This window comes from Nocardiopsis sp. NPDC055824, from assembly GCF_053616335.1.
Genome location: NZ_JBSHDN010000287.1, coordinates 1 through 6,253, shown reverse-complemented (window position 1 = coordinate 6,253; position 6,253 = coordinate 1). Strand labels below are relative to the sequence as shown.

Below are 6,253 nucleotides of genomic sequence, written 5' to 3'. Positions count from 1 at the left end.
GCCGTGCCCCGCAGCCCTCGGGGCACGGCCGGAGACCGCGTCCTCCGGGGGCCGCGCCGGACCGGTCAGGAGGTGACCACCCGCGTCACCACCGACACCGAGCTGATCAGCAGCAGCCACAGGACCGCGCGGCGGAACAGCTCGGCGTCCAGCCGGCGGAAGACCCGCTCGCCCACCGCCATGCCGACCAGCATCGCGGGGACCCCGACCAGCAGCAGCGAGCCGACCTCCGGCGTCAGCCTGCCGCTGGTCCAGAACCCCGCCAGAGAGGCGGCGCTCGTCGCCGAGAACATCACCGACAGGGTCGCCCGCTGCACGCGGGGCTCCAGCCCGCTCCCCTGGAGCGCCGCCACCATCAGCGGGCCGTCGATGCCCGTCGAGGCGAACGACGCACCCGACAGGGCGCTCACCCCCGCCAGCGTCGGGGTCCCGCCGGGGATGGGGGTCCTCCGCCACACCAGGAACGTCCCCACCAGGACCATCACGGCGATCGCCACCATCAGGGCCCGCTCGGGCAGCACGGCGAGCAGCCACACGCCGAACGGCACCCCGGCCAGCCCGAACCCCAGGAACAGGGCAGCCAGGCGACGGTCCACGTGCTGGCGGTCCCGGGCGGTGATCCACACGCTGACCGGCGCCGACATCAGCCCGGCCACCACCACCGCCGTCACCGGGTCCGCGAGCAGGGCCAGCGGCGGCACCGCCACCAGCGAGAAGCCGAACCCGGTCGTGGTGCGCACCAGGGACCCCAGGGCGAGGACCACGAAGACACAGGAGATGACGAGCATGGGCGGGCGGCTCCGGGGGCGCTGCGGCGGGGACCCGCAGACCCTACTCCCCGGGATGCGGACGCGGACACGGGAGGGAAGGATGGGGGGATGAGACTGTTCGTTGCCCTGGCGCCTCCCCCGGACGTGGTGGAGACGGTGCGCGAGGCCGTCGACCGGGGGCGCAGGCACACCCCCGACCTGCGGTGGACGCCTCCCGGTGAATGGCACCTGACCCTGCTCTTCCTCGGCCGGGTCGACGACGACCTGCTGCCCGGCCTCACCGGGGCGCTCGGGAGGGTGGCCCGCAACCGGCGGCCCCTGGAGCTCGCGGCGCGCGGCTGGGGGACCTTCCCGCGCAGCAACGCCCGGACCTCCGTGCTGTGGGCCGGCGTCAACGGCGACACCCAGGCGCTCGGCATCCTCGTCGGCCGCCTGAGAGCCGCCGCCGACCGGATCGGGATCGAGGTCGACCACCGCCCGTACGTGCCGCACATCACGGTCGCCCGCAGCCGCCCCGCGCGGGACCTCTCCGGCACCGTCCACTCCCTCGGGACCCTGCGCAGCCGCAGGTGGGAGGCGCAGGAGATGCACCTGGTGGAGAGCCGGCCCGAGTCGGCGGACCGCTACCGGACCGTCCGGACCTGGGCGTTAGGCTGGGAGCCGGATCCCACCCGACCACCGGAGCGCAGCACGTCATGAGCATGCTCACCAACAACCGCAAGCAGCGGTGGCTGCTGCCCGTGGTCCTCGGCTCCATCATGCTGATCGTGGTCCTGGGCGCCCTCCTCGGCTGAGCCCCGCCCGGCCGGCGCTTGACCTTGACGCCTGCGTCAGGGTTCTAACGTGCCGCCATGACTCCACACACGACCGGGACACGCGTTCCCGGCGGCTCCGGCCGGCCGGTGTGCCTCACGCCCACCGCCTTCGCGATCGGCGCCGACGACCCCGTCGTCGCCGGACTCCTCCCCGAGATCGCCCGGGACCCGGGGATCGGCGCGGGCGCCGCCCGCGCACGCCCGGAGCGGCGTCCGGCGGACCGGTCCGGCCGGGGTCAGGCGGCCGCGGCGGCCAGGCTCGCGGCGTGCGCCACCAGCGCCGCGTTGTCGTACGCCTCCGTGCCGTCCGGGAGGCGCATGGTGTCCTCCAGGCCGATCCGGAGGTCGTGGCCCGAGGCCACGGCGGCCTCCAGCATCGGCCACGCGGTCGCGTCCGTCCCGTGCAGCATCCGGGGGGCGCCCACCCGCGCCCGGTCCAGGAGGGAGAGGATCGCGTTCGCGTTGCGCTCGGCGTCCTCCACCGCGACCTGGGTGGGCTCGACCAGGACGGCGGACACCCGCATCTTCGTGGCGACCAGGATCCGGGCCGCCTCCACGGTCCACACGCCCGCCTCCACGTCCACCCTGCGGTCCTCCAGGAGGTGGGCCAGGTCCACCGAGCCGGCTTCGTGCAGGTTCAGCGTGACCGAGTCGGGTAACAGCGGGGACGCCCATCTCTGGACCAGGTCGTAGCGGCGCCACGGGTCCGACTCCGCCGACAGCGACGTGGTCAGGGACACCGGGACGTCCGGCCCCTCGGACCGCAGCGCCTCCATCAGCGACGCGACGACCTGCGGTTCCAGCGACTCGGCGCCCCCGGGGTCGCGCGGGTGGACGTGGACGGCGTCCGCGCCGGCGGCCACCACGGCGTGGGCGTCCGCGACCAGCTGGTCGACGGACACGGGCAGGGCGGGGTGCGCTCCGGGGCGGCGGTCCCCGTTCAGGCAGGCGACGATCCTCATGGGCTCTCCTCACGGCGCTCCGTAAGCCGAATGTGCCCGTTCGCACCCGGGCGCAAGCCACCCCCGCCGTCCCCTGGCAGGATGTCGTCCATGAGAAGACCGCTCGCGCTGGTCGCGACCGCACTGCTCGCGGCCCTTCCCGCCGCCCCGGCTTCGGCGTCCCCCGAGGACCCGGGCGCGCCGAGCGGCGGGGTCGACTACCCGAGGGGCGGGGAGGGACCGGAGGGCTCGGAGGTGGCGTTCGAGTTCCAGGACGCGAGGATCTCCGAGTCCAGCGGCATCGCGCCCTCCGCGCTGCACGAGGGCGTGTGGTGGACGCACAACGACAGCGGCGAGCACCCGAGCGAGGTGTACGCGGTCGACGGGGACGGGCAGACGCTCGCCACGTTCTCCCTGGGCCTGGAGCGGCGCGACTGGGAGGCGGTCGCCGTCGCGGAGGGGCCCGACGGCGAGCCGGCGGTCTTCGTGGCCGACATCGGCGACAACTTCGGCGGCAGCTGGGCCGAGTACAGGGTGTACCGGTTCCCGGAGCCGGCGGTCCTCGCCGACGGGGCGGTCGAGCCGGTGACGCTCACCTTCACGTACGCGGACGGCGGCCGGGACGCGGAGTCGATGATGATCGACCCCCGCGACGGGCGCGTGTACGTGGTGTCCAAGGAGTTCTCCGGCGGCCTCTACGCGGCCCCCGAGGTCCTGGACCCCGAGGGCGCGAACGTCCTGGAGCGGATCGACTCCGCGCCGCTGTTCGCCACCGACGCCGCGTTCGGCCCGGACGGCACCCGTTACGTGATCCGCACCTACTGGGGCGCCACGGTCTACGACTCCACCGACGGGGTGCCCGGGCGGCCGATCGGCTCCTTCGACCTTCCCGAGTCCGACCAGGGCGAGTCGGTGGCGTTCACCCCCGACGGGACCGCGCTCATGGCGGGCACCGAGGGGCCGCACGCCCCCGTGTGGCGGATCCCCCTGGAGGACCGGTACCTGACCGACGAACCGGTGGAGGTCGAGGCGGAGGCCGCGCCCTCCGACGGGGAGGACGGCGGTACCGCGGCGGAGGGCGGCGGCGGGGACGGGAGCGCGCTGCCGTTCATCCTGGGAGGGGCCGGCGTCGCGGCCGTGCTCATCGCCGGGATCGTCCTGCTCGCCCGGCGGGGCTGACACCGGGCCCCGGGACGCAGCGGGCCGACGCCCGGTCCCGGGACACGCGGCGGGGACGTCGCACCGCGCGGACACCGGTCCCGAGGATCCCGCCCGTGGCGCTCCCCACCGCCGGTTCCCGTCGCGGACGCGGGACCGCGGTGGCCGCGCGGTCACCGCGGGTCCTCCGCCCCCTCCCTGCGGGCGCGCAGCGCCCGGACCTTCTGGCGGTTGCCGCAGCGCTCCATCGAGCACCAGCGCCGCCGGCCCGGGCGCGAGGTGTCCACGAAGACCAGCCGGCAGTCGTGGGAGCCGCACTCGCGGATCCGGTCGGCGTGGTCACCGGTGAACAGGTCGACCGCGTCGCGGGCGATGGTGGACAGGACGGCGGTCGCACCGGCCGGCTGGACCCAGGACCGGCCCGCGCCGGCGTCCATGGCCGGGACCAGGGGAGGGTGGGACGCGGCCAGGTTGACCTCGGCGACGTCTTCCGGCGGGAGGGGGCGGCCGCCCGTGCGCGCGTCGGCCAGGCGCCAGAGCGAGTCGCGCAGGCGCCGTGCGGCACGGAGTTCCGCCTCGGTGACCCCGACCAGCTCCGGGTCCAGGCGGAGCCGGGACAGGGCGAGCCAGTCGGCGAGGTCCCGGGGCCCGTGGAGGATCTCGTAGTGCGCGTACGCGCCGGGGGCGCCGGTGACGAGCAGTTCCAGGCACAGGGCGCCGGGGTCGAAGACGAAGGGGGAGCCGTGCAGGGGGCGCATCGGCAGGCCTGTTGTGTCCCGGGTCATGTAACCACTATAACTGGAATCAACGGTCGGGGCCATGTCCGGAAGGTCCCGCCACAGAGCCGAGGAGAACCCCGATGGCAGTCGAATGGCAGCTCGTGGTGGACTGCGCGGACCCCGTCGCCCTCTCGCTGTTCTGGGCGCAGGCGATGGAGTACGAGCCCGAGGACAACACCGTGCTCATCGACCGCCTGCTGGCGGAGGGGCTCGTGAAGGAGGGGGACCTCCGGGAGGTGGACGGGCGCAAGGTCTTCGCCACGGTCGTCGCCATCCGCCACCCCGACGACCCGGTGGACGGCAGCACCGGCATCGGGCTGGGGCGGCGCGTGCTCTTCCAGGTCGTGCCGGAGTCCAAGACCGTGAAGAACCGCCTGCACGTCGACCTGAAGGTGGGGGCCGCGCGCCGGGCCGACACCGTCAGGCGGCTGGAGGGCCTGGGGGCGACCTTCGTGCGGGCCGTGGACGAGCCCGGGGCCTCGCACGTCACCATGCGGGACCCCGAGGGGAACGAGTTCGACGTGCAGTGACGCCCGCCCGGGGCCGGGCGGCGGCGCGCCTCCCGCGACACGGGGCCGGCGCCGGAGCGGCCCGGCGGTCGCGGCCGTCAGTCCTCGACGGGCTGGGGGTCGAGGAAGTGCTCGCGCGCCAGGAACGCGTGCCGGGAGAAGTCGGTGAACACGCCGTCCACGCCGAGCTCGAAGAACGCCTCGTACTCGGCGGCGAAGCCTCCGTAGTCGCTCGGCCCGCGGTCCGAGCGCAGGTCGGGGGGCAGGAAGTGGTTCTCGCTGCGGAACGTGTACGGGTGCACGAGCAGGCCGGCCGCGTGCGCGTTCTCGACGAGGTCGGTGGGCTCCCCGAGGTTGCCGTCCTCGTCGGTGGGGATGACCAGGCCCTTCGCGGGGCCGATGGCCCGGGCGAAGGCCGCGACCTCGGCCAGGCCCTCCGGGGTCGTGTAGTGCAGCCAGCGGTCCTCGGTGCCGAGCAGGAACACCAGCGGGAGCTCCGTCCCGGCGAGCTTGCGCAGGCTCTCGGCCTCGAAGGACTGGAGGAACACCGGCAGGGCCGGCTCGGGGCCGGTCAGCCCCGCCTCGCGCAGGGCCCCGATCAGGGCCGGCTCCAGCTCCAGGCCCTGGGCGGCGTGGTATGCGGGGTGCTTGGTCTCGGGGTAGATCCCGATCGGTCGCCCCAGCTCCTCGGTGAGCGAGAAGGCCAGCCCGATCACCTCGTCCAGGGTCGGGATCCCGTAGTCCCCGTCCATCAGGGCGTTCATGGCGCGCACGTCCCGCATGCGCTCCACGGCGCGCAGGGTCCGGATCTCCTCCAGGGTGAAGTCCTGGGCGAAGAACCCGGTGGTCTCGCGCCCGTCCACGGTCCGGGTGGTGCGCCGGTCGGCGAACTCCGGGCGCTCGCCCACGTCCGTGGTGCCGCCGATCTCCTGCTCGTGGCGGCAGATCAGCTTCCCGTCCCGGGTCGCGACCAGGTCGATCTCGATGAAGTCGCCGCCGTACCGGGCGCCCAGCTCGTAGGAGGCCAGCGTGTGCTCGGGACGGTGCCCCGACGCACCCCGGTGGGAGATGATCTTGATGGGGATTTCCTGCTTGTTCTTGTTCCTGCGCACAGCCGAACCGTCCTGAGAAGCCGAGATGCCGGGAAAGAGGGTGGCCGACCCGTGGGAACACCGGTCGGCCACCATTGTGCAACCTGGGGCGAACCGGGGAGGACACCTCCGTGAGCAAGTGGTACCAGCACGCGGTGTGCGCCAGGAAGTCGCTCGGCTCGACGGCCGG

General features: G+C 74.3%; 7 protein-coding genes. 3 read left to right on the top strand and 4 right to left on the bottom strand.

Annotation, left to right across the window (positions count from 1 at the left end; translation table 11 throughout):
- Positions 1–65: 65 nt before the first annotated feature.
- The gene (locus ACWGL3_RS30305; RefSeq protein WP_452462082.1) at positions 66–788 is read right to left on the bottom strand and encodes a sulfite exporter TauE/SafE family protein; all 723 of its coding nucleotides are present in this window, start codon (positions 786–788) and stop codon (positions 66–68) included.
- Positions 789–878: 90 nt separating this feature from the next.
- Between ACWGL3_RS30305 and thpR the strand changes: the two genes are divergently transcribed.
- Positions 879–1,469 carry an RNA 2',3'-cyclic phosphodiesterase gene (thpR, locus tag ACWGL3_RS30300; protein WP_267947954.1) on the top strand — a complete coding sequence of 197 codons (591 nt, stop codon included), beginning with the start codon at positions 879–881 and terminating at the stop codon, positions 1,467–1,469.
- 352 nt (positions 1,470–1,821) lie between these two features.
- On the opposite strand, the gene ACWGL3_RS30295 is transcribed toward thpR, so the two are convergent.
- On the bottom strand, positions 1,822–2,547 hold the full coding sequence (locus ACWGL3_RS30295; RefSeq protein ID WP_267947955.1) for a 3-keto-5-aminohexanoate cleavage protein: 726 nt from the start codon (positions 2,545–2,547) through the stop codon (positions 1,822–1,824).
- Positions 2,548–2,637: 90 nt separating this feature from the next.
- Between ACWGL3_RS30295 and ACWGL3_RS30290 the strand changes: the two genes are divergently transcribed.
- A complete protein-coding gene (locus tag ACWGL3_RS30290; protein ID WP_267947956.1) occupies positions 2,638–3,705 on the top strand; it encodes a hypothetical protein in 1,068 nt (355 codons plus the stop codon).
- Between the two features lie 152 nt (positions 3,706–3,857).
- Here the strand turns inward: ACWGL3_RS30290 and ACWGL3_RS30285 are convergent, their stop codons facing one another.
- On the bottom strand, positions 3,858–4,469 hold the full coding sequence (locus ACWGL3_RS30285; protein ID WP_267947957.1) for a CGNR zinc finger domain-containing protein: 612 nt from the start codon (positions 4,467–4,469) through the stop codon (positions 3,858–3,860).
- Between the two features lie 74 nt (positions 4,470–4,543).
- Here ACWGL3_RS30285 and ACWGL3_RS30280 point away from each other — a divergent pair, with 74 nt between their 5' ends.
- The gene (locus ACWGL3_RS30280; RefSeq protein ID WP_267947958.1) at positions 4,544–4,993 is read left to right on the top strand and encodes a VOC family protein; all 450 of its coding nucleotides are present in this window, start codon (positions 4,544–4,546) and stop codon (positions 4,991–4,993) included.
- A 77-nt stretch (positions 4,994–5,070) separates the two neighbouring features.
- Here ACWGL3_RS30280 and ACWGL3_RS30275 read toward each other — a convergent pair whose 3' ends face one another.
- Positions 5,071–6,084, bottom strand: coding sequence for a glycerophosphodiester phosphodiesterase family protein (locus ACWGL3_RS30275; RefSeq protein WP_267947959.1), 1,014 nt, complete (start codon positions 6,082–6,084; stop codon positions 5,071–5,073).
- Positions 6,085–6,253 lie beyond the last annotated feature (169 nt).